The sequence below is a fragment of the Paenibacillus pseudetheri genome (genome assembly GCF_924513355.1).
GTDB classification, from domain to species: domain Bacteria; phylum Bacillota; class Bacilli; order Paenibacillales; family Paenibacillaceae; genus Paenibacillus_AQ; species Paenibacillus_AQ pseudetheri.
Window position 1 is genome coordinate 105,583 of the sequence record NZ_CAKMAB010000015.1, and the last position, 20,360, is coordinate 125,942.

22 protein-coding genes are annotated in these 20,360 nt (G+C 41.5%); 4 read left to right on the forward strand and 18 right to left on the reverse strand.

Translation table 11 applies throughout. The features are described 5' to 3' along the window. Window positions 1-103: 103 nt before the first annotated feature. From L1028_RS15715 to L1028_RS15730, 4 genes are all read right to left on the reverse strand, one after another. Window positions 104-676, reverse strand: coding sequence for a GNAT family N-acetyltransferase (locus L1028_RS15715; RefSeq protein WP_234535367.1), 573 nt, complete (start codon window positions 674-676; stop codon window positions 104-106). A 163-nt stretch (window positions 677-839) separates the two neighbouring features. Then, window positions 840-1,253 carry a VOC family protein gene (locus L1028_RS15720; protein ID WP_234535369.1) on the reverse strand — a complete coding sequence of 138 codons (414 nt, stop codon included), beginning with the start codon at window positions 1,251-1,253 and terminating at the stop codon, window positions 840-842. Between the two features lie 34 nt (window positions 1,254-1,287). Further along, the gene (locus L1028_RS15725) at window positions 1,288-2,211 is read right to left on the reverse strand and encodes a ketopantoate reductase family protein (RefSeq protein ID WP_234535371.1); all 924 of its coding nucleotides are present in this window, start codon (window positions 2,209-2,211) and stop codon (window positions 1,288-1,290) included. Window positions 2,212-2,599: 388 nt separating this feature from the next. Next, window positions 2,600-4,375, reverse strand: coding sequence for an ABC transporter substrate-binding protein (locus tag L1028_RS15730; RefSeq protein ID WP_234535373.1), 1,776 nt, complete (start codon window positions 4,373-4,375; stop codon window positions 2,600-2,602). A gap of 135 nt (window positions 4,376-4,510) precedes the next feature. Between L1028_RS15730 and L1028_RS15735 the strand changes: the two genes are divergently transcribed. Next, a complete protein-coding gene (locus tag L1028_RS15735; protein WP_234535375.1) occupies window positions 4,511-5,746 on the forward strand; it encodes an MDR family MFS transporter in 1,236 nt (411 codons plus the stop codon). 168 nt (window positions 5,747-5,914) lie between these two features. Here the strand turns inward: L1028_RS15735 and L1028_RS15740 are convergent, their stop codons facing one another. Continuing rightward, window positions 5,915-6,871: a helix-turn-helix transcriptional regulator gene (locus L1028_RS15740; RefSeq protein WP_234535377.1), complete on the reverse strand. Its 957-nt coding sequence runs from the start codon at window positions 6,869-6,871 to the stop codon at window positions 5,915-5,917. Between the two features lie 111 nt (window positions 6,872-6,982). Between L1028_RS15740 and L1028_RS15745 the strand changes: the two genes are divergently transcribed. Beyond that, the gene (locus L1028_RS15745; protein WP_234535380.1) at window positions 6,983-7,918 is read left to right on the forward strand and encodes a Gfo/Idh/MocA family protein; all 936 of its coding nucleotides are present in this window, start codon (window positions 6,983-6,985) and stop codon (window positions 7,916-7,918) included. A 283-nt stretch (window positions 7,919-8,201) separates the two neighbouring features. Here the strand turns inward: L1028_RS15745 and L1028_RS15750 are convergent, their stop codons facing one another. The 4 genes from L1028_RS15750 to L1028_RS15765 form a co-directional block, all read right to left on the reverse strand. Beyond that, a complete protein-coding gene (locus tag L1028_RS15750; RefSeq protein WP_234535382.1) occupies window positions 8,202-8,681 on the reverse strand; it encodes a flavodoxin domain-containing protein in 480 nt (159 codons plus the stop codon). 30 nt (window positions 8,682-8,711) lie between these two features. Beyond that, window positions 8,712-9,362: a TetR/AcrR family transcriptional regulator gene (locus L1028_RS15755; RefSeq protein WP_234535383.1), complete on the reverse strand. Its 651-nt coding sequence runs from the start codon at window positions 9,360-9,362 to the stop codon at window positions 8,712-8,714. A gap of 183 nt (window positions 9,363-9,545) precedes the next feature. Further along, window positions 9,546-9,647 (reverse strand): YjcZ family sporulation protein, encoded by a 102-nt coding sequence (locus L1028_RS15760; RefSeq protein ID WP_234535385.1) that lies wholly within the window; start codon window positions 9,645-9,647, stop codon window positions 9,546-9,548. Window positions 9,648-9,866: 219 nt separating this feature from the next. Beyond that, entirely contained in the window at window positions 9,867-10,376 is a 510-nt protein-coding gene (locus L1028_RS15765; protein ID WP_234535387.1) for a GNAT family N-acetyltransferase, read from the reverse strand. 263 nt (window positions 10,377-10,639) lie between these two features. Between L1028_RS15765 and xerS the strand changes: the two genes are divergently transcribed. Then, a complete protein-coding gene (gene xerS, locus L1028_RS15770; RefSeq protein WP_234535389.1) occupies window positions 10,640-11,722 on the forward strand; it encodes a tyrosine recombinase XerS in 1,083 nt (360 codons plus the stop codon). A gap of 231 nt (window positions 11,723-11,953) precedes the next feature. Here the strand turns inward: xerS and L1028_RS15775 are convergent, their stop codons facing one another. The 8 genes from L1028_RS15775 to L1028_RS15810 all read right to left on the reverse strand — a co-directional run bounded on the left by L1028_RS15775 (window position 11,954) and on the right by L1028_RS15810 (window position 18,290). Next, on the reverse strand, window positions 11,954-13,216 hold the full coding sequence (locus L1028_RS15775; RefSeq protein WP_234535391.1) for a molybdopterin molybdotransferase MoeA: 1,263 nt from the start codon (window positions 13,214-13,216) through the stop codon (window positions 11,954-11,956). Between the two features lie 173 nt (window positions 13,217-13,389). Beyond that, window positions 13,390-13,896, reverse strand: coding sequence for a DUF4178 domain-containing protein (locus tag L1028_RS15780; RefSeq protein ID WP_234535393.1), 507 nt, complete (start codon window positions 13,894-13,896; stop codon window positions 13,390-13,392). A gap of 14 nt (window positions 13,897-13,910) precedes the next feature. Continuing rightward, window positions 13,911-14,315, reverse strand: coding sequence for a DUF350 domain-containing protein (locus tag L1028_RS15785; protein WP_234535394.1), 405 nt, complete (start codon window positions 14,313-14,315; stop codon window positions 13,911-13,913). 122 nt (window positions 14,316-14,437) lie between these two features. Beyond that, window positions 14,438-15,106 (reverse strand): PspA/IM30 family protein, encoded by a 669-nt coding sequence (locus L1028_RS15790; RefSeq protein ID WP_060623401.1) that lies wholly within the window; start codon window positions 15,104-15,106, stop codon window positions 14,438-14,440. A 70-nt stretch (window positions 15,107-15,176) separates the two neighbouring features. Continuing rightward, window positions 15,177-15,515: a prenylated flavin chaperone LpdD gene (lpdD, locus tag L1028_RS15795; protein ID WP_234535397.1), complete on the reverse strand. Its 339-nt coding sequence runs from the start codon at window positions 15,513-15,515 to the stop codon at window positions 15,177-15,179. A 23-nt stretch (window positions 15,516-15,538) separates the two neighbouring features. Further along, the gene (locus L1028_RS15800; protein ID WP_234535399.1) at window positions 15,539-16,471 is read right to left on the reverse strand and encodes a dihydroorotate dehydrogenase; all 933 of its coding nucleotides are present in this window, start codon (window positions 16,469-16,471) and stop codon (window positions 15,539-15,541) included. Then, window positions 16,464-17,168 (reverse strand): dihydroorotate dehydrogenase electron transfer subunit, encoded by a 705-nt coding sequence (locus L1028_RS15805; protein WP_234535400.1) that lies wholly within the window; start codon window positions 17,166-17,168, stop codon window positions 16,464-16,466. Before L1028_RS15805 ends, L1028_RS15800 begins: the two co-directional genes overlap by 8 nt. Window positions 17,169-17,255: 87 nt before the next feature. Then, complete coding sequence (locus L1028_RS15810; protein WP_234535402.1) at window positions 17,256-18,290, reverse strand: NADH:flavin oxidoreductase/NADH oxidase; 1,035 nt, start codon at window positions 18,288-18,290, stop codon at window positions 17,256-17,258. Between the two features lie 185 nt (window positions 18,291-18,475). On the opposite strand from L1028_RS15810, the gene L1028_RS15815 reads away from it, so the two are divergent. Next, window positions 18,476-19,357, forward strand: coding sequence for a polysaccharide deacetylase family protein (locus L1028_RS15815; protein WP_234535404.1), 882 nt, complete (start codon window positions 18,476-18,478; stop codon window positions 19,355-19,357). 140 nt (window positions 19,358-19,497) lie between these two features. Here the strand turns inward: L1028_RS15815 and L1028_RS15820 are convergent, their stop codons facing one another. Further along, window positions 19,498-20,157 carry a 3D domain-containing protein gene (locus L1028_RS15820; RefSeq protein WP_234535407.1) on the reverse strand — a complete coding sequence of 220 codons (660 nt, stop codon included), beginning with the start codon at window positions 20,155-20,157 and terminating at the stop codon, window positions 19,498-19,500. Between the last annotated feature and the right edge of the window lie 203 nt (window positions 20,158-20,360).

The window sequence follows — 20,360 nt, forward strand, 5'->3', positions numbered from 1 at the left end:
CCTTTTCATATAAATTTTGGCATACATTAAGAGTAGCACATCTCTTCCAATTTCACTTGTTAATGAATAGTTAAAATTAACTCTTATCTTATGTATCTTGCGATTATACCTCCTGACCTGCAGCCCTCGAGATCATATAATAGTCGTTGAAAGTCACCAGTGCGTTGCCCACAATTTTTGAATAACCAATATTTAATAATGCGCTTATTCTTTGCTCAGCGGTAGGAATGGCCTTGGTAATCATCGCATCAACCCTAAAACAATCATAGAACTCCTTCTCAATCATTGAGAGGATCTCTGTCAGAACTCCTTCATTCTCCAATCTCGAGATCAGATCAAGCCTTAGAACACCAATCAGTCCTACCTCTTCAACGCTCTCATTTCTCGCAAAAAATTCAATAGTACCAACTGCTTTATCACTCTCTTTCTCCACAATAGTAAATCGAACGTAACCATGCCCTGCATATTCATCCAGCCAAAATCGTATACAGCCACTCATCTCTTCTTTCGTTTGAAAGTTAAAATCGTTATTACAGTTATCGCTATTGAAGAGCGGGATAGAAGCAGCGTCAGAATAACATTCTAGTAGGTCTTCAGCGTCATCCTCTTGAACCAATCTATACACCAATTGCGCACTTTCAAATACCGGGCATACCTGATATGGGCTAATGGACATCTTAAATTCCTCCTTCACTTGTCTATCATGGTTAACAGGGAGCAAATACCCTATTTAGATTTAAAATCAAGAGTTGCTGCTCCGTTCAAAATGAGGTCGTGTTAGTCATTACACAGACGAACACGACCTCTTGTGACACGGAGTATTTATATGCCCTCTACCCCTACGCATTCCCCGAAAAATTTAATTGCCAGGTCACACCAAAACGATCCGCTACCCAGCCGAATTTTGGACTGAACGGATAACTTCCTAGAGGCATGAGAACCTGTCCACCTTGTGCTAATGATTCGTAGACCCGATCAATCTCAGCTTCACTCTCACAATTTACATATAAGGATATCGCCGGTGTAAAGGTAAACCCGTGCTGAACATAGCTATCTATACACATAAATACTTGTCCATGCAAAGAAAAGGAAGCCTGCATTACACTCCCTTCAGGTCCTGCTTCGTTCGCTCCATAGCGCTTAATGCTAATAACTTCAGAATCATCAAACAAGGACATATAGAAATTCATAGCTTCTTCTGCCTTACCCTCGAACATTAGAAATGTCATGATTTTTTGATTCGTTTCCTTCATGATTGTCCAGCTCCTTATTGTGATTTAATATAGATCATCTCATATCATTAACGCTTTCGTATACTTTCAAACGGGCATACACGGTTTCGAGAACCGGATACGCACCTTGACCCGGAACAGCCATAGCCAGAAGTGCACCATGCAGATGGTCTGCTTCTACAGGTAGTTGCTTATGCAAATCCCGATGCATGGATGAAGTAAACTCGGGTAGCACAGAAAGCATCTTTTGCATCGTGGAAGCTGACATTTCCGGTCCCACAGGCATTCCAGCATTTTGAGCCAAACTCACAATCTCTTGCAGAAGCTGCTCATAGATAGCACGTGCTTTTGGAGATGTTAAAATTGGTCCAACTGAGCTATCCATTAAAGTAGTAATCCCACTTAGACTAGCTACAAATATATATTTCTGCCACACTTCGCGCTGAATGTCAGAACTTAATGTCACAGTGAAACCAGCATGATCCAAATGACTCAGCAGCAATCTTGTTCGTTCTGACTCACCACCTGCCCATTCACCAAACACAATACTATGGAACGAACTGCTTTGAACGATAGTCCCTATTGAATCTAGTGTTGTTTCTATATAACAAAGACCACCCAGTACATGTTCTAGACCAAAACGCTTCTGCAAAATGCTAAATTGATCATAACCATTGAGGAGCGGGAGGATCAGTGTATGTTCACCGACGTAGGGTTTAATGTCATTCATCACCTGAGTCAAATGGTATGCCTTGACCGCTATAATAATGCAGTCGAAAATCTCTGCTTCTTCCCTATTAGAAATCGTTCGTACAGAAGTCTGAAAATCCCCATGAACACTTTTTACAAACAAACCGTCCGCTTCTAACTGAATCTGTTTGGCATTTCGAACGAGAAAAGTTACATCTTCTCCTTTTTGTACTAGACGCCCCCCGAAATATCCACCTATAGCTCCTGCACCCACGATAAGAAAACGCATAATAGTCTCCCCTTCTTTTTCCTTAATTTAAACAAACAAAAAGACCTTTTAGCTATCTGCTAAACAGGTCCGAAAGGCAAAAAAAGAGTCAAGTATCGACCGTTCTTTTGTCTCGGTCCTTACGGATCTGAGCAAAATCCAACGAGTTCACCTCCATGGCTACAAGTAAGTTACTATTCATATATCAAAACCTATTAGAGCACCATTCGATAATTTATCGATACAGCCTCCCTGGAAAGTATAGCAAAAGAAAACATTCGTTTACAAGCATTAAATACCTTCGGCGTACCTAAAGGACTGTAAGCGACTATGTGAGAAATAGAAGGATAATGTATCGCGTAACTTTTTTTTACTTTCTTATATTTCAATAATATTTAGGTAACTCTCCTTAAAGACTAGCAGTTTTGATCCACAGTTTTGAGATATCCAGAAATCCGAATGAACTGGTGTGAAGTCCAAACAAGCTTTGATTTAGCTGCGCTTTTTTATTCATATGACAGCCATATAACACCCAATAGTTGTCCCTAAGCACGCCTTCTGCCTGATTCAGCAACTTAATTCTTTCTTCCTTAGGGGAATGCGCGAAATCGGTGAGTACATCTGAGAATAACAAGATCTGATTGTCTCTCAGCAGAGAAAAAAGATAATTAAGTTTATTATTAAAGTAGTTAACCATTCCCCACTGCCAATCATCTTCAAGAACCTCTTCAGCAAGAAGGATTTCGGCGGTGTTCTTTATATCTGCTGAGTTAAACCCGTTGAATAAATACAGCTCAACATGCAGTCCTACTGAAGCAGCTCGTGCTTGAAGCCACAGAGCTTCTTCTCGCCCCTCTTTTTTGTCCTTTGTAGCTAAAGTTAAGGTCTCCCCTTGGTAGCCACTTGCCACTATAAGCTCTCTCGCGTGCTCCAAGGTAGGCTCAATAATATTTCTCTTACTGCTCTCCCAAGGTAAAAAGCTATCAGCAGGGGTACTACGGTTCCCTCCTAACTCCTTAATTAAGGCCGCTCGGCTGTAAAGGATTCGTATAGCCTGCCGGAATAGTTGGTGTTGATGAATTCCGTCTTTATTGAAATTGAACAAGAGATATCGGCATCCCAAGGCAGGGTAGTCAATACTGTGGTTACAGATGATATTAGGTAATAAACCTTCCTGTGCAGATTCAGGAAGTTCATACAATCGTTCATTTGAAGCTTGTTCTGGCAAATACCAGATTTCCACACGATCTAGTAGCGGGCGTATACCGTAATAATAGTCAAATGCCGCCAGGACTAGCACATCTTCATTAAGATCCAGTAAACGATAGGGCCCTGTTCCACTCACTTCATTAACAAGATCTACGTCATGAGGAAGAATCGACATATGAATACAGCTGAACAGGTGGAGAAAAAAGAGATTCGGACGAGACAGCTCAAACCTGACCCTGTGATCTCCTTCAAGCTCTACTCGTTCAATATCTTTGTACAAGCTCAACGCCGGACTGTTCAAATCTATAAGCCGTTGGAATGTCTCTTTTACGTCTCTAGAGGTCATAGTCCTGCCGTGATGGAATCGTACACCTTTCCGTAGATAAAAAATATAACTAGTACAATCTTCATTCGCTTCCCACATATGCGCCAATCCGGGAAGAAAGGTATCACTTGCCGCATCATAGGTAACTAATGTGCTATAAATTTGTCCGAGTAAATAGGATTCAAACGCGGTATATACATAAGCTGTATCCAGCACTTCCATATGCCGGTTACGTGTAATCCGCAAGACATCCAATCCTGATGTCGACTCCGTTTCACTACGGAAGCCCATTTGCTTATTTAACACCATTAATAACCGTTCCTTTAATGTGTCGCTAACCTGACCACGACTTAATAACTCTATAGCTTCCTTAATCTTCCCTTTATTAATCAGTTCCTGAAAGTTGTCCTCCAGCACCTCTTCAATCGTTCGTAGAAAAGTTAGCTGCGAGATATTTCCACGCCCTCTTCCAGGTTGCCAGTGTATAAAACCCTGCTCTTCAAGTTTTCGCAGAATAAACTTTACGTTACGCGGAGTGCAGCACAGAATTGAAGCAAGTCTATCTATGGTCACAGGATTAGCTTCCCCTAAATTTATTGAGGATGGGATGGCTATTGCTAAACATAAAAAATGATTACTAATATGGTCCACGATCGTTCACTCCTTTAAAGGTGAAACACTGTAAGTAATTCTTACACTTTTACTTCCCCCTTTTATCATTATAATTATACATATATCATCAATGAATATGCAGTACTAATATCAGATTAGGAGAACTTTTCAATTATGAACCAGCATCTAAGGCATATTCACCCACTAGCTTGGACTATCATCGTCGGTACGATGTTCGGACGTCTGGTAACTTCAATGAGCATTCCGTTCTTATCCATCTATTTAACCCAAGTCCTTGGAGCCACCCCCACACAAACGGGGATTACGGTAGCCGTCAGCTCTCTGGCAGGCGTAATGGCCAGCTTCTACGGAGGATATATCTCGGATATTGTAGGCCGCAAAATTGTCATGTTAATCTCCGTATTTGGCTGGGCGGCAGTATTCTTCGGATTCTCTGTGGCACAACATCTGTGGGTGTTCTTCTTGGTCAACACACTGAACGGTTTATGCAGATCCGTGTTTGAGCCAACATCACGGGCACTTTTATCCGACATTACCCCTGCTGAAAGTAAGCTGCTTGTATTCAACCTTAGATACGCTGCGATTAACCTTGGTGTTGTCTTTGGTCCGATTATTGGAGTACAGCTCGGTTCTGCCGAATCTACGTTTCCCTTTATGATTGCAGGAATTGTATATGTTGCATACGGGCTTGTGTTATTCGTGCAATTCAAATTGCATCGATCTACCATGGAGAGTCATATCCAAGCTGAACCACCACGTTTACTTGAAGCCTTGGCAACAACCGGTAGAGACCGAGTATTCTTACCAGTTCTACTTGGTACAATCTTTTGTGTGCTTGGATACGGACATTTTGGTTCAACTATGGCGCAATATTTAGCAATGAACACCCATTTCACAAATGGTGGGCAATTATTTTCCTATATGCTGTCACTCAATGCCATCACAGTATTAGTAGTGCAATATCCTATTGTACGTACGGCTAGCAAACTCTCACCGATTGTTCCATTGATTCTCGGAAATATCTGCGTTGCTTTTAGTCTTCTCTTAGTAGGTTTAGCCGAAGGTGTAGCCCTTCTAATGTTCAGTGTGGTCCTGTTTACGATAGGGGAAGTTCTTCTCTTTACGATGATGGATATGTTAATTGATCGGATTGCGAAGCCTGAAATGAAAGGTACGTACTTTGGAACGATTGGCTTTAATAATTTGGGAAGTGTAATCGCGCCTATTTTCGGCGGTGTGTTGTTGGATCATTATGGAGCTCAGAACGGCCTTACGATCTTCCTGCCACTCGCTTTAACCACGGCTATAGGTCTTCCTTTTCTAATCGTAGCGCACAAGAGGCTTGCTGTTAGAGAGAAGTTATCTCTTGGCGTTGACGCTAGCACATAAAAGGCTAATTTATTAAATCTAAAGGTTATTAAGGAGCAATCCGAAGTTAGTTAACATATTAATTATTATGTAAACTGTTTGAATGAAAAAACAATTCACAATAAAAGCGGGACCGTTTCATTGCAGAACATGCAATCGAAACGGTCTCTTTTTCACAAAAAAATTATGCTAATTATAAACCTCCTGAAGCAAATTCGCCTGTACTTTCACATATTGTCTCAGCTCCAAAGGTTCCACAATCTCGGCTTGTCCAAGTATCCCCCAAATATTCGTACATGCACTATCATAGCTATACATATTTACAATAAGGGTTAATTGATCTCCTTCCTCTACTCTATTCATGATCTCTACTCCGTGTAGCGAGGCCTCTCTCCTCTTATTCGTTCTAATCAATACTGGGTAGATCTCTTCCTCTTTACAAGCTTGCTTAAATTCCCTCTCCTGCTGCTTCCAGTGCCTTTCTAATGAAAAGTCCTGAGGGATAGCGTACGTCTCGTCTATAAGCTCCGTAGAGGCGATTCGCTCACATTTGAACGTGCGGATTTGTTCGATTACTTCACAGTAGGCTATAAGATACCACTCTTCTTTTTTCACAACTAGACCATAGGGCTGTAATTTCCTGTTGGAAATAACTCCGTTAATCTTGTGGTACTCAATCTGTAGTTTCTGAGATCTCCAAACAGCAGTTCGAATCGATTCCAGACATGGAATCTCTAAGCGTTCTGTCCACCAAGGCGTATCATCGAAATAAAAACGTCTTTGTGCCTTCTGGATATCCGTCTTATAGGAAGCGGGTAATGTTTTTTCTAATTTCAAGAGAGTTGTCTTTAGTTTTAATCCGGAATCTGTATGTCCGCCAGAATGAATCCCCATTCCAGTTAGGAATAGATTGATTACATCTTCCCCATGAAGCTGATTTAGGTTAACAGTATATCCCTCCATCAAGGAGATGCCACCATTCGGTCCCGGCGTGGATAACAGCGGTATTCCAGCTTCAGCTAATACATCAATGTCTCTATAGATAGAACGTACGGAGGTTTCCAACGCTTCAGCTAAGTCATTGGCCTTCATCTTCCCTCTCGATTCCACTAATAATAAAATTGCAATCAAACGATGCAAACGCATGGGGAGCCTCCAAGTTTTTCTTTTTTTATAGTATACATCATAATTCTTGCCAAGCTGTTGTCAACAATAGAAGGTTATGATTAGTTCATTACATTAAAGGAGCTGATACACATGAATATAGGCGTATTGGGAACTGGATTCGGAGCTTATCATGCGCAGTTATGGACGGCAATGGATCGAGTAGATAAAGTAATTATCTTTGGTCGGAACGAAGCTAAGCTGCAGGAGCTAAAACAATCTTTAGGCGTTAAGATAACTACTAACATTGACGATATTATGTTTGACTCCACCATCGATGTGATTGATATCTGTTTGCCCTCTTTTTTACATAGGCAGTATGCAGTCGATGCGCTTAAGCATGGAAAACATGTATTCTGTGAGACACCGGTTTGCTACAACTTGGAAGATGCTCTTGCGATGAAGGAAGCCGAACAATTGTATGATTCGCGAATTCTCGTCAACCAGTTTATTAAATTCGATCCTGCGTACAAATATCTTTACGAAGCGACTCATAATGAGAAATATGGAAAACTCTTATCTCTTACCTTAAAAAGAGAAACACCTCCCTTGTGGGGTGACCTCGGTCTTCACGCTATTGCTACAAATCTGATGATTCACGAATTGGATTTTGTGACCTGGATGCTGGGGTCTATGGAGCCGCACTCGGTTTGGGGAACCGATGGTGGTAAAAGGAATCAAGCCTTAGTCCATGCAATTTTTCAACAACCTAATGTATCCGCTGAGATCGTTGCTTCTTCACAAATGCCGGCTTCGTATCCTTTTACGGTAGGCTATAAGGCTTATTTTGAACAAGGCAAGCTTGTCTATCAAGAGAGTGACAACATGAATGGAGCTGTTGAAAGCTCATTAATTGAATATAACGCTGCAGGTAAACAAGATCTCTTGTTAGAACTAGCTAATCCCTATGAAAAAAGTATGGAGCATGCACTCCAATGTCTAGAGGAGGGTAGTTCATCAATAATTGAGTTAGATCATGCCATACAAGCCATAGAACTAGCTATTAGCATTGAAAAAAAGCTTGTATAAATGAATCGAGGGATGTTATATCCTTTTTCATGGGTTTAGTATGTAGGGTGAGGTAAATTGTCTGTTGATGGTTAGTGTCTAGGGTGAGGCGGTAGTGGATTTTGAATATTCTATTGCGAATTTTTCATATGATGAAATAACGGAAAATATTAGCGATAAAATCAATACTTTTTATAAGAAACCATTATCCTAACTAATAATAATTGGTATCTAAAACAAGAACTAGTTAACATAATTTTTATTATGTTAACTAGTTTCAGGGAGATCTATTTTCCACACTCGTTCACCGCTTCTTTAGAGCAAGTGCAAACCGTTCTATCGTCTCTTTCGATAATCCATTTACACTCTTATTCTTCCCTTTTACCACTCGCAGAACCACTCGGTCTAATGCAGTCATCTTCTCTTCGTAGATCTCATCACCGAACACTTCTTTTGTAATTGATTGGTTATACAACTTTTCTGGAAATGAAGATTTCAATTCTAGTATGGCTTGCTCCCCCTTCGCTCCTGCACAAATAAACAATCCAACGCGCTTCTTAGCTAGTTCATTTTGATATTTTGAAGCAAAATCCATCATTTGCTTTTGTATTTTCCCAAAATAAATAGACCCACCTAAGATGACAGTATCGTACCGTTCTAATGTAGGCTCTTTAGCATGCATTAAATTAACTACTTCAGTCTCATCACCCAACTGATTTTTCAATAAATAGGCAGCTTTCTCCGTACATCCATATTTAGAAGTATAAATAATAATCGTCTTCATTCTAATTGTTCCCTCCACCCTCTGATCTTCCTACTGTGTTAAAGGCTCACGTATCTCCCTGGTTGCAATTGAAACCATAGAATCCAAATAACAAGATATCAGTGCTTCAACCTGATCTTCAGGCAAATCTTTTTCCACAATCAAACGCATAATTAATCCGAACGCAGCACTCCATATTACTTGAGCAGTGAGCTCTATCGAAGATTCCTTATGTTGTTCTTTCGATTCGAACCTGGATAGACATTGGCAGAGCATACCTATCGCCTTACGCTCCTGAGCAGCTCCCTTGAATAGAACCGCTGTGTAACTAAGAACAGCCGGTGTATCATTCAGCATTACATTACGGTACTCAACACTTGTGGAAAGGGTCATCCTGATCCATTGCTCAAGTGATTGTCTCAAAAGCGTCTCTGGTGGCAGTTCATGCTCCTCCTTGCGCTGTACGGACTGAAGCCCGGCAACCATATCTGTATATTTTTGTTGCAAATATCTCACCACAATTTCATCTTTACCCTGAAAGTAATGATAAATAATACCCGGAGAATACTCTATTTTCTCTGCAATTTTGCGAATAGAAAGCTTTTCAATACCCTCCTCTGCAATCAACAAAGTTGCAGCCTGTAATATCATTTCCTTCATTTCCTCACGCTCACGCATTTGCCGTTGTTCTTTAGTCATCATGACATCTCCTTATAATTTGAACATCGTTTAATCATTAAACACTGTTAAATATATATAAGTTATAACGACTTTTCTATATAGTAAGTCACAGGCAAACCACCCAACCCTTATTGTCATATCCAGACATGAAAAATCCGCCAGTCCATATGGTCTGGCGGAACCCAACTTCATGATGTTAAAGGATTACAGACAAAGAGTTTTAGTGATGATAACCAACAGGATAAATAGAACCAGAATCGCTCCTGTGGAAGTAAATCCACCAAATCCTCCTGCGAATTCGCCCATTTTAACTCCTCCTTTGTAATTGAGTACATCATAAGATATGCTAAATCCCCCTCTGTGCTTGGGTAAAATGAACAAAAATAACCCAACAATCCTGTTAAGGATGTCAGGTCATTTGTATTTAGTTTACATAATAAATAATATGTAAACTAAATACGCACTTATCTAAGAATCGTGAGATAACCATTAATTTTACATGAATTCATCATCACTGTTATCTTTTCAATTGTTAACCCTATTATTAGTTAATGTATTGAAATATTGGCTCGGATTTCCTTGTGGTGGATTAAAGCGCTCTTGAAATTCTCCATTTGTGTACTCATCAATCGCTTTATGCCAGAAATTACGAGCTGGCGTATTCGCGCGTACCTGTGACACCTTCCAGTCTCCTGGGTACATATCAAACAATTTATGCGCGGCCCAGGTCCCCACACCGCTCCGGCGATATTTTTGCATCACAAAAAACTCAGTCATGTAAAATTGCCCTTCGGGATCACGCAACAACCGTTCTACCAAAGCAAATCCGGCAATATGCCCCTCTACTTTGAACAAATACGCAAATTTATTGTTACCACTACTCCAAAATGATTCTAATCCTGGATAAGCTGGATATACTCCATCTTGATCTACATCAAGCTCCAGATAACGGGTGAAATCATATAAATAGTACTGCATTAGTTTGCTTATCGTCTGTTTCCGCTCTCTGGGAACCAGCTCCATTCCAAGTTCCATTGTGTGCACCTCTGCCATTTATGTTTACTACACATCATATAACTTAGTTACTTCAGGAGCAAGTTCATCACTAGTATTTGCTTTGATCAAAGCCCATGGGACAAGAAGAACCGGCTTTACCGTCCTTATTGGGACGGTTTACGTTTCTGCGAGAAATATAAGACATAAAGTATGGTGTGAAACTTATACTTTCTTATATTTGGACAAAACATGATAAGATAGAAAGAAGAAATTATATGCAAACTATGGAAAAGGTGAATCACATGAGCGTTCAAAAGAACGATGACCGTAAAAAACTGGATCTAAAGCTACCTCTCATGCCTTGGTTCGTTCAGCAGTTTATTGACTATAAGCGTCCTGATCTATCCCCTTCCACCCTATTGGAATATATTCGGGACTATGAGTCCTTTTTCGGATGGCTGCGTGCTGAAGGTCTCTCAAAGGCCAGCTCCAACACAGAGATCACACTCCTGGAATTAGAAACCCTGCACATGGATAGTATTGTTGGATACCGCCTACATCTCACTACCCGAGCTGAGGGAACCAATACACGTGTAACCGTGTCCCGTAAGCTGTCCGCATTACGCTCTTTATTTCATTATTTAAGTCAAATCGCTGAGGACGAGAACTTCTATCCATTGCTTAAGCGTAACATTATGGCTAAGGTTGAAGTTAAACGAACGCATAAACCTAAGGATACTGCTGCTAAATTAAAGGGCAAGATTCTAGAAGATGAGGAACTGCTGGAATTCGTGGGGTACATTTTCGAAGGATATGGACGAGATGTTGAAGGAAACAAGCAGGCCTATTACTCCTTTCAATTAAATCGTGAACGTGATGCCTGTATTGCCAGCTTAATTCTGAATTCTGGCCTTCGTGTATCTGAAGTAGTCAATCTAAACGTAGATGATCTGGATGTTAACAACAAGCTGATCTATGTCACCCGAAAAGGGAACAATGATGAAACGTTCAAAACCCCTGTTTATTTTCGAGAACAAGCTAAAGATGATTTAGCTCTTTATTTAAGCCTACGTCAAACCCGTTATAAAACGCCAAAAAGAGAAAAAGCTTTATTTATCACTTTGCCCAACGGACGGCAAGAAGGCAAACGCATGACCAAAAGAGCCATTCAAGAAATGATTATTAAATATGCAAAACGCTTTGGTAAGCCCTATCTAACGGTACATAAGCTTCGTCACTCTTTTGCAACAGACTATTATCTGCAAAACGATATTTATAAAACGAAAGAACAGCTCGGGCATGCTTCGACAGAAACAACCGAGATCTATGCTCATCTTACGGACAAAACGATGTCTGAGGCGATTGAACGCCGTTTGGATAGTTAATTTTTTTGCAAAAAGCCAGCCAACCTCCTCCGATTTTTATGGAAAAGGTGTGGCCGGCTCTTTTTTTACATGGTTTAGAAAGACTGATCAGATTAGCATTATGTGAATTATTGGCTTTTCTATTATGAATTTTTCATATGTTGAAATATTGTAAATAATATCGTTGGTGTACTTGATAATTAGCTATTTCCATCCTATTGTTCATGTCAAAGAGTACATTTTACCTTTATCCTATCCGCGAATCTCTCCTGGAAGCTTAATAATAGTCACTTTAGCTCCCGCAGATAAGCCTCGTTCCTCTGGTGGAACAACAATCAGACAATCGCTATCCTTAATCGTAACCGTCACGGAAGATTCATCGATAGCTGCTGGAAAGGCATAAAGACTGCCGTCACGGATCTCTAATCGGGCTCTTACAAATCGGGTAAAGTTATTTACTCTACTATAATCTGTACCAAGTGTAGCGCTCCATTCTGGTAAGAAGGGTTGTGACGCGCTCTGCATTAATCTGATAACCGGACGCGCGAACAATTGAAACCCAACGAAACAAGCACCTGGATTACCTGATAGAGCTAACAGCAGCTTACCACCTCTAACAGCCGCTGTGGTTACACTCCCCGGACGCATCGTCACTTTATTAAATAGCATATCTCCACTCTGTTCACGAACCAAATCGCCCATAATATCATAATCTCCTACTGATACACCACCAGTAGTGATTACAAAATCATAAGTTTCCAGCGCCATCTGCACTTTAATTCGAGCCAGCTCCAGATCGTCCACAATAGATCCCAGCATCACGGGCTCTCCACCTGCCTCTTTGACTAAAGCCTCAAGCATAGGTGAGTTACTGTTTCGAATTTTGCCAGGCTGTAGCGGTTCATGTACCTCTAGCAGCTCTGTTCCTGTCGCAAAGATAGCGACCTGAGGCTGACGATAGACTTTCACTGTATGTATGCCAAACGCTGCCAGAACAGCTATATCCCCCGCAGAGATTAATCGTCCCGCTGGCAGTACTAGCTCACCAGGGCTTAACTCCAGCCCCATCGGTGTGATATTAGACTTAGCTTCCTGCTTCTTTCGGATACCAACGTAAGTCTTTCCATCCTCCACACGTGTCTCAGTTACTTCCAGCATTACCACAGTATCCGCCCCTGACGGAACTTGTGCCCCAGTCATTATCCTTGCTGTAGTTCCCGAAGTTATATCTACAGATTGCACAGCGCCACATGGAATATTGTCCACCATTTCTAACCATACGACTTGTCCATTTACACAGTGATTGGTATCTGCTGCAATAATTGCATATCCATCCATGCTAGAACGGTTAAACGCGGGAAAAGGATGTGGCGCAATTACTTCCTCAGCTAAATAACGACCACAACACTCATTCAATGAGACCTCCTGTGGTTCTAGCGGATTAGCACATTTGATGATTTTGGCCTGTGCCTCTTTTACTTGAAGCGCTCTGCGCTGAAATTTTTGATCCTTCATACCATACCTCCGCTCTAAATCGTCCGTTTTTGCAGTACAATAGGTACTATTTTAACATGAGCTACCCTGAAGTAAAACGAATGGTGGAAACGACATTAATCCTTTACCGATTTCAACTAGGTAATTACAAAAAAAAGATGCGATCTCAAGATCACATCTCTTACGATTCATTTCTAGGATGCTCTAATTACCTTCACATCACCAGGAATTACTTTCTCCCCTTCATACAGCATGAAACGTCCATGTTGCCATTCCACACGCAGAAGCCGAGAATCATCTGACTGATATTGCCATACATGCTGCTCTCCACCATTCATAAAAGGGGTTTGGCCTAGGGCAGCAACATATCCTTCATACTCTTCCTCCAGAAAAAATGTATAATCGTCCAGTTCAAGTGTTGTTGGAACTTCAGCAGGATTATCTAAGCGCCCATCAATAGGTTTATATAAACCATATTGCAGCTGTTCCCGCTCCTCAATATGCAAATAGGCAATTTGACTACCATCTCTTAATGTCAGTACTACCGCATTTCGTCCACGATTATGGGTCCTGCCGGTTACCTCGTAGGTAACGAGCGATACTTCACAAATGTCTCCGGGAGACAAATTAAGCATGCTTTTCTGAACTTCCTGAGGCACTGGTTTGGAGAAAAGATTACCTATACGTTTCCATATACTCAACTTGATCGTTCCCCCTACATAAATGCAGAAATAATTAAAGCTCCCGTAATTTGCAGTGAGCCTGATAATAAGCCGTACCCGATTTTGCCGAGCTGTGTACCATGATCCAGATCCAGATTCCCCCATTTAACTAAGAGGAGACGGACCGTTCTTTCCAATATAAGCAAAAGAAAAAAAGATACAATCGAGATCAGCAAAGCATCTGGCAGGCTGTTAGAAGCAGCTATCGATGACGACAAAATGAATGCCTGTGCCAATAGCTTCATTACAAAACGTGTAGTAACTGCCATATTTCCAGCCTTTAACTCTTCTAAATCATTGTATCGAGTGAAAAGTGAATCTACGAACATCAGCACAAACAGCAACACCGCGCCGCTCACTGTCCACACGACCATGGACACCAGGATATGGAAATCCATTCTATAGCCCCCGCTTATTCATTTTGCATGCTGTCATAAGCATAGATAAAGCGAAGCGGAAACGATATTCCTGTCTCCCCTTCGCCTGTGAACATCAGCCGTGAAACGGCTAAGATCAAATGTTATTGCTTCTCGTATTGTTTCATCAGAGCTGCCAATTCATCTTCTACTGCTTGATCTTTGTTCAACTTCTCGAACTCATCATCAAGTGATTTGTTGCCCGAGCTCATCTCATTGCTCGCTTCAGCTTGAGCTTCTGCTTGCAGCATTTTGTCTTCCATACGTTTCAGGCCAGCAGATGCGGAATCAGAGCTGAAACCACTCATCGCTTTATTAATTTCAGTTTGAGCTTTGGCTGCATTATAACGTGCAACCAAGGTTTCGCGTTTATTCTTCATTTGAGTGAGCTGCTTACGCATCTCGTCAAGTTTGCCGCGAAGATTATCCGCAGATGCTTTGTTCTGGTCGAAGCTAGCTTTGTATTCTACCAGTTTAGCTTCAGCAGACTTCTTCTCTTCCAGAGCTCGGCGAGCAAGGTCAACATTACCAGCTTGAGCCGCAGCATGTGCCTGTTGCGTACGTTTGTTAACAAGCGCTTCCTGCTCTTCATACAGCTGCTTGAACTTCTTCTCAATAGCGATTTGAGCCGCTACCGCTTTCTCTGCATCTTCCAAATCTTCGGTCATATCACGAATGTACTGATCCGTCATCTTAATCGGGTCTTCTGCTTTGTCAATAATCGCATTCACGTTAGACATCGTTAAATCGCGCAATCTTTTAAATATAGACATGGTTTCATTCCTCCAAAAGATAATTTAAATACTCACTTGATATCTTTTACGCAGAATTGCCAATCCCGTTTCACATTTGTTGTGCTAAATATTGATTTAATTTATTATTTACGATCTCAACGACCTCTTTAATGCCTTCTTTCGTGAGATCGTCGTAATGAATGCCCATAACAACTGTGACTGTCCTGTTTAGAGTCTCAGCAACCCTGATGGCAATATCTTCGCTTATCGTATGCTCTTTATGATGAGGAACGGCAGAGGTCTGCACTTCTACCCGCTCTCCATTTAAATACGCAGTACTTGCCGCTCCAATATGACGAACGCCTCCACTAATTACGAGTAAGAGATCACGTCCGACAGCCGTTGCCGTCAGCTCAATATCCTCGGGGTTAATCTTGTTACAAGTCAATAGTATCTCCTCACTACTCCACTTTATATAATGCCACGTATTTCATCCAAGAATTGAATATTCTCTTGAACCATGAATTGCTCAAGCTCTTCAACAAGCTGACTACCTGCTCTCAAATTCATGAAATTGTAGGTTCCTACTTGGATTACCGAAGCACCTGCCATAATAAATTCAATAATATCAGTAGCTGTGGTGATGCCTCCCATTCCGATTACTGGAATAGATATGTTCTGTGCGACTTGATGCACCATGCGCAAAGCAACTGGCTTAATCGCTGGTCCGGACAGTCCGGCATACAAGTTATTAAATACACTACTTCTTCGTCGCACATCAATTTTCATCCCGGAAATGGTGTTGATCAGCGAGACAGCATCTGCTCCCTCTGCCTCACACATTTGCGCCATCTCAACGATATTCTCAGCCCCTGGAGACAGCTTTACCGTAAGTGGTAGCTTAGTGGCACGTCTAATAGCCTGTACTACTTTTTGCGCTTCTGAAGTCTTGATTCCAAAGGCAATTCCGCCCTCTTTTACATTTGGACAGGAAATATTCAACTCAATCATATCAACAGCAGTTTTACCTACGCTTGATCGAAGATCTGCATCACGCTGGATCATTTCTGCTCCAAGTACGTAATCCTCAAGCGTCCCGCCCCCAAGGTTCACCAAACGGGCTGTATCGAGTGTTTCCCAATAAGGGCATTCTTTTTCCAAGAACGCAGCTACACCAGGATTCTCCAATCCTACACTATTCAGCATGCCAGAGGCTGTCTCATAAACTCGAGTGCCAGGATTACCTGCTTTTGGATGAAGGGTGAGCCCTTTCCCTGAGATTCCACCTAGCAAAGATACATCATACAGCTTTCCATATTCACGACCAAAGCCGAATGTTCCTGAAGCCATTACAATCGGATTCTTAAAATGAACGCCAGCAATTGTTGTGCTCATCTTAGTCATGGAAAATCACCTCCTCAGAAAGGAACACGGGTCCGTCTGCACAGGCTTTTCGCTGACCATCACGACAAGAAACACTACAAACAAGACAGGCACCAATGCCGCAAGCCATTCGATTCTCTAGAGAGAGATAAACTTTTGTATTGCTACCCACCTCTTCAGCCGCTATGCCTTTAAGCTGTGCAGCTTTAAGCATAGGATGTGGGCCGCAGACGAAAACATGATCATATTGACTAAAATCCACACGATCTAAAATAAATCCGCCTACATCTACTGTAAGCTCGGCTGCTAATGGACGAAAAGCTTCTGTCCGGTAAGCTTCCCGACTAAAACCCAGAAAGATATCACAACTAGGCAGCTGCTTTGCACAATAATATAGCGGCGCTATTCCGATTCCACCACCAATAAGTGCAACCTTGCCTTCGACCTGCGGGAATCCCGTGCCAAAAGGCCCTTCAAGCTCTACTGAGTCACCATGAGTCAATCGTGAAAATATCTCAGTGCCTTCCCCCACTACGTGATATAAAAATTCGACACTATCTTCTTTTACTTCATGTATACTTAACGGTCTGGAAAGGATCGGATAAGCACCCCATGCCCGTAACATGTAGAATTGACCCATTTCACCGCCGCTATTCGTTTCAACTTTAAGGTGGTACACTCCGTCAGTTAGCCGATCGTTACTTAAAACCATCCCCACGTTATCAAGCTCCTTCAAATTTTATCTTTATTAAGATTGCCTTAGAAGGAGCATAAAATCTGTGACAAACTTCACATCCAAAGCGAGCTATCCCTTTTTCCAGATCCCACGTTCATAAGGTTTGGGGACATTACGTACGCCTCCAAGTGCCTCTTCCGCATGTAAAGCCCAATAGGGATCGCTCAACATCCCACGGCCAACGGCTATTAGCTCTGCCCGTTCTTCCGCGACGATGGACTGTGCCTCAGTAAAGGATTCAAGCCGTCCCACTGCAATTACAGGCACCTGTAATTCACTACGGATAAACTCTGCCAGATCCACTTGATAAGCAGGGCCTGCACCCAGCCCTCCATTTGAACCTATAGGACCTTCTCCTCCAGAAGAAACATGGAACAGATCCACTCCAGCATCCTTATAGCGTCGGCAAACATCCAGAGCGTATTCAGCATCATATCCACCCTCTACATATTCCTTCGCAGATATTCTCATAATCAATGGCATGTCCACAGGAACCACTTCTCGGACTGCTTTAACTACCTGTTCTCCGAACAACGCAGGATCTTGTCCATATTCATCATCTCTGCTATTCGTCAATGGTGAATGAAACTGGTGAATTAAATAACCATGTGCACCATGAATTTCGACCGTATCAAATCCTGCCTCTATAGCTCTCAGAGCCCCTTCACGAAAGGCCTCAATTAATCCTGAAATCCCTTCTTTAGAAAGAGCCTGTGGCGTTTTGAAATTAGCATCAAAAGGAATTGCTGATGGAGCCACTGGCAGCTCTGCATCCACAGCTTTTCGCCCAGCATGTCCTAATTGAACAGCGATTTTCGATCCATACGCATGTACACCATCCGTAATTCTACGATAAGCTTCAATTTGCGAATCACTCCAGATTCCTGTATCTCGATTAGTGATTCTGCCATCTGGATGTACGCTAGTCATTTCCACGATAATAAATCCTGTACCGCCAATAGCACGGCTTACATAATGAACATAATGCCAATCATTAGGGATGCCATCCTCTTTATCAACCGAATACTGGCACATAGGTGGCATGACAATACGATTCTTCAGCGATAATCCCTTCAATTCATACGGTGCTAACAAATCAGACATTCATGTCTCCATCCTTCCGTAATCTATAATTGGCTCGGGAATTCCCCGTTCTATTAGTATACACGCATTGGTTCCTTCAAGAAATCTTAACCAAAACTGCATTGTTATCAGCATAAATCTACCCATCTATGGAGATAACAATTAAGAATATGATGGTGATCAGGTACTAAAGGAGGCAGATGGGGATGTATTTTCAACGGAGAGGTCAGAAACTGCTCGTAATCTTAGGAACAATCATAACTATGCTATTCCCAACCTATTCTTCAGAGGTTGCGTCAGCTCCTGTGCAAAGTCAGAAGACTCCGCAAGAACAAACTCAAAGTGTGCCCGCTTCAGACGAAGATACGGCAATTTCAGCAGGTAGCGCTGCTACAAATAGTTCGACGCTTAACAACACTAAAAACACTAAAGGTCTGACATTAAGTCAGCTGTTACACAAATACCCAGAGACTTTTAAGACTAGTGGACCTCGGAATAAAGTCATAGCACTTACTTTTGATGATGTTCCTGATCCAAGATTTACCCCCCAATTGCTTAACATCCTGAAAAAATATAATGTCAAAGCAACCTTCTTTGTGGTGGGAAGCAGAGCAAAAAAACATCCAGCTTTGGTGAAAAGAATGATTAGAGAAGGACATGCGATTGGAAATCACTCGTATAACCACCCTCAGTTTGTGAAGCTTGCGATGAATGATTTTCAATCACAAATCATTAAGACCGAGGATATTATACAAACCTTGGCCGGATACAAACCCCGTCTTATACGCCCACCCTATGGAGATATAAGTGAACAGCAGTTAAAATGGGCAAAAAGCCATGGCTACACGCTCGTGAATTGGAATGTGGACTCATTGGACTGGAAAGGACTTTCCAAAAACCAAGTCAGAAATAACATTCTAGCCCATATTGGAAGAGGAGCAATTATTCTTCAGCACGGTGGAGGCGGTCCAGGTAGTCATCTACAAGGAACGATTCAGGCTTTACCTGAAGTAATCACTATTATGCGCAAGCGGGGATATACATTCGTTACCGTTCCTCAATTACTACAGGTGTCCAAAAGTAAATAAATTACCCCCAAATATATATTTTATAATACGTAAAAAAAACGGAGGCAGCCGCTAAGGACTCCCTCCGTTTTCTGTGTAACCTTATTTTAGAACTTTCCATATCTCTTGGGTATTTTAAAATTTTCTCTATTTTTATCTATCTATTTAACAATGTATAATTGTACATATTGATAACCGAATGATGATACAAAGCTTTGGCTACCAGGGATAAAGATATCGATACGATTGCCTTTTATAGCACCGCCAACATCCGTTGCTGTTGCTAAGAATGCATCTTTAGGCAAACCATCATGTGAATGGCCTGTCACCAATACTTTGGTACCGATAGGAATCACATTTGGATCAACAGCAATAGTACCGAGTTTGAGAGGGTTTCCTAAATAATCTACTGCACCCCATCCGCCGTTTTCACTGTTTGCAGAAGAATAAGCTGAAGCTTTGACTTGAATCGTTTTGTCATAATTAAAGGACTTACCCCATGCTTCAACTGTTTTGGACTCTGAGTTTACACTCAGGCTTGGTGTAATCACTGGTGATTTGTCAGTTGTAGTTACGGACTCAGCCTGCATCTTACTAGGGATAGTAATTTCAAGACCTTCGTAAATGTTAAGTGCTGCAACGTTTGGGTTTGCTTTCATTAGTTCATTCATACCTACATTATATTGCTTGGATAAAGTATAAAAAGTGTTGCCATCCTTAGCGATATGAACGCTGTCTGCATGAGCTGGAACGGCATGCAATAATGCACTGATTCCCATAATTGCAGCAAAGGTTTTAATTGTTCTAAATTTGTTCTTCATAATTGCCTCCTCATTTGACGGGCGTGAACGGTATGACTTCCGTATACGCTCGTGTACATTTTAAGTACTTATGTACATCCCGTGTGATTTCTTGGTATGTTGCAGTCTTTTGTAAAACTGACAGGACTTAATATATCACAATTTTGTAACCTGTGCTTATGTAATTGTTACCATTGTGAAAAATCAAGTTTCAATATTGTCAT

Coding starts and splice junctions, on each gene's coding strand:
- L1028_RS15800 (WP_234535399.1), bottom strand. CDS start 16,471: ATGACTAAGATGAGCACAACAATTGCTGGCGTTCATTTTAAGAATCCG.
- L1028_RS15775 (WP_234535391.1), bottom strand. CDS start 13,216: ATGAAGGATCAAAAATTTCAGCGCAGAGCGCTTCAAGTAAAAGAGGCA.
- L1028_RS15785 (WP_234535394.1), bottom strand. CDS start 14,315: ATGGATTTCCATATCCTGGTGTCCATGGTCGTGTGGACAGTGAGCGGC.
- L1028_RS15755 (WP_234535383.1), bottom strand. CDS start 9,362: ATGATGACTAAAGAACAACGGCAAATGCGTGAGCGTGAGGAAATGAAG.
- L1028_RS15790 (WP_060623401.1), bottom strand. CDS start 15,106: ATGTCTATATTTAAAAGATTGCGCGATTTAACGATGTCTAACGTGAAT.
- L1028_RS15735 (WP_234535375.1), top strand. CDS start 4,511: ATGAACCAGCATCTAAGGCATATTCACCCACTAGCTTGGACTATCATC.
- L1028_RS15765 (WP_234535387.1), bottom strand. CDS start 10,376: ATGGAACTTGGAATGGAGCTGGTTCCCAGAGAGCGGAAACAGACGATA.
- L1028_RS15715 (WP_234535367.1), bottom strand. CDS start 676: ATGTCCATTAGCCCATATCAGGTATGCCCGGTATTTGAAAGTGCGCAA.
- L1028_RS15815 (WP_234535404.1), top strand. CDS start 18,476: ATGTATTTTCAACGGAGAGGTCAGAAACTGCTCGTAATCTTAGGAACA.
- L1028_RS15720 (WP_234535369.1), bottom strand. CDS start 1,253: ATGAAGGAAACGAATCAAAAAATCATGACATTTCTAATGTTCGAGGGT.
- L1028_RS15750 (WP_234535382.1), bottom strand. CDS start 8,681: ATGAAGACGATTATTATTTATACTTCTAAATATGGATGTACGGAGAAA.
- xerS (WP_234535389.1), top strand. CDS start 10,640: ATGAGCGTTCAAAAGAACGATGACCGTAAAAAACTGGATCTAAAGCTA.
- L1028_RS15725 (WP_234535371.1), bottom strand. CDS start 2,211: ATGCGTTTTCTTATCGTGGGTGCAGGAGCTATAGGTGGATATTTCGGG.
- L1028_RS15760 (WP_234535385.1), bottom strand. CDS start 9,647: ATGGGCGAATTCGCAGGAGGATTTGGTGGATTTACTTCCACAGGAGCG.
- L1028_RS15820 (WP_234535407.1), bottom strand. CDS start 20,157: ATGAAGAACAAATTTAGAACAATTAAAACCTTTGCTGCAATTATGGGA.
- L1028_RS15740 (WP_234535377.1), bottom strand. CDS start 6,871: ATGCGTTTGCATCGTTTGATTGCAATTTTATTATTAGTGGAATCGAGA.
- L1028_RS15810 (WP_234535402.1), bottom strand. CDS start 18,290: ATGTCTGATTTGTTAGCACCGTATGAATTGAAGGGATTATCGCTGAAG.
- L1028_RS15745 (WP_234535380.1), top strand. CDS start 6,983: ATGAATATAGGCGTATTGGGAACTGGATTCGGAGCTTATCATGCGCAG.